This window comes from Aestuariivirga sp. (genome assembly GCF_037139295.1).
Lineage (GTDB): Bacteria > Pseudomonadota > Alphaproteobacteria > Rhizobiales > Aestuariivirgaceae > Aestuariivirga.
Window position 1 is genome coordinate 1 of record NZ_JBAXGR010000300.1, and the last position, 1,683, is coordinate 1,683.

Annotated in this window: 1 protein-coding gene; it reads left to right on the forward strand. The window is 60.4% G+C overall.

All coding sequences use genetic code 11. The features are described 5' to 3' along the window. Nucleotides 1–234: 234 nt before the first annotated feature. Nucleotides 235–1,662 (forward strand): APC family permease, encoded by a 1,428-nt coding sequence (locus WCJ41_RS22110; protein WP_336907989.1) that lies wholly within the window; start codon nt 235–237, stop codon nt 1,660–1,662. The last annotated feature ends 21 nt before the right edge of the window (nt 1,663–1,683 follow it).

Genomic DNA, 1,683 nt, shown 5'->3' on the forward strand with positions numbered 1-1,683 from the left:
CCTGGAATAGGTGACCGGCTTGCCTCGGAATCTGCTGAGTGATAGGTATCCCCCCGTTCAATGGATTTCTCTGGGGATTGACGGTTAAATCCCTGAAAGCACATCAAGGTAAGGCATTGACCAAAGACCATCAGAAAGGCCATAAAATTGCCAGCCAGCCGCGATTAAGTCGAATTTCCAATCGGGCAGACATGCTCCCGACTAATCGCTTGGGCGGCGAGCCGACGGACTGACATGAAGAGCGAAACGGGGTTGCGCAAGCATTCGCTTGGCGTGTTGCATATCGTCTTTTTCGTAATTGCAGCAGCAGCCCCGCTCACGGCTGTCGTCGGGGTTACGCCAGCAGCGTTCATTTTGGGCAATGGGCCCGGGGTCGCACTGACATTCGTGCTCGTGGGTGTCCTTTACCTGGTGTTCAGCGCCGGGTTTACGTCCATGAGCCGTTTCGGCGGCAATGCGGGCGGCTTCTATTCCTATATATGCGCCGGCCTGGGCCCGGTCTTCGGCGTGGGCGGTGCCACTATTGCGCTCGCCACCTACGCGACGCTCGAAATCGGCTTGTGCGGTCTGTTCGGCTTTCTCGTCAGCAACATGGTCGCATCCTACGGGGGGCCAGACTGGCCTTGGTGTATCTATCCGATCGCACTGCTGGCCGTGGTCTATGCCTGCGGTCGACGCAGCATCGAATTCAGTGGCATCGTTCTTGCCTTTTGTCTTGTTGCCGAGATGACCATTCTCCTGATCCTCGGCATCGCCATCCTGTTGATGGTGACCGACGGGCCGGCCGAGCCTGTCTTGCTAGCTCCCTTCGGCCCATCAGCGCTCACGCCCGGATTGGGCATGTCCCTAGTCTTCGTCGTCAGCGCTTTCATCGGCTTTGAAGCGACAGCGATCTTCGGCGAGGAAGCGCGCGACAAGAGCCGCACTATCCCGCTCGCTACCTATGCCGCCGTTGCACTGATCGCCCTCTTCTACGCCTTCGCGACCTGGACCATCGCACTTTACTACGGTCCGGATCGCATTCACGAGCAGGCTGAGCAGCACACGGCCACGCTGTATCTGATACCGGTGAAGGCGCTTCTCGGCAGATCCGCGGGGCACGTCATGGAGGCGTTGCTACTGGCCAGCCTGTTCGCCTGTCTCCTGTCGTTCCACAATACCCTCAATCGCTACCTGTTCGCCGCCGGCCGAGACAATCTGCTGTGGCGGGGCTTGGCACAGACGCATCCCGATCACCAATCTCCGAGCCACGCCGGCCTCGTGCAGACCGCGGTGATGATTGCTTCGATCGTGCTGCTCGCCCTCGGCGGCGCTGATGCGTACACGGTCGTCTTCGCTTGGATGAGCGCCTTCTCGAGTCTCGGTATCCTGTTGCTGCAGTTTCTGGTGTCGCTCGCCGTCATCGCTTTCTTCTGGCGTGAGCCGCGTGGTGTCAGTTTTTGGCGACGCATTGTGGCCCCGGTCGTAAGCGCTGCCGGACTGGCGGTGTGCTTCGCGCTCATGGCGGACAACCTCGCAATCGTCAGCGGGTCGACGTCTCGCGTCGTGCAGTACTTTCCAGAGATACTGGCCGCGGTCGGCCTCATGGGGGGCGCCTTGGCCCTTCGTGTGAAGCGGCGGCGCCCCACGGCATACGCCGCCCTGCGGCAGACGTTCTCCTGACCCCGTAAGGTAAAAAAACAG

Excerpts from the sequence above, each read along its gene's own strand:
- WCJ41_RS22110 (WP_336907989.1), top strand. The coding sequence starts at position 235 with ATGAAGAGCGAAACGGGGTTGCGCAAGCATTCGCTTGGCGTGTTGCAT.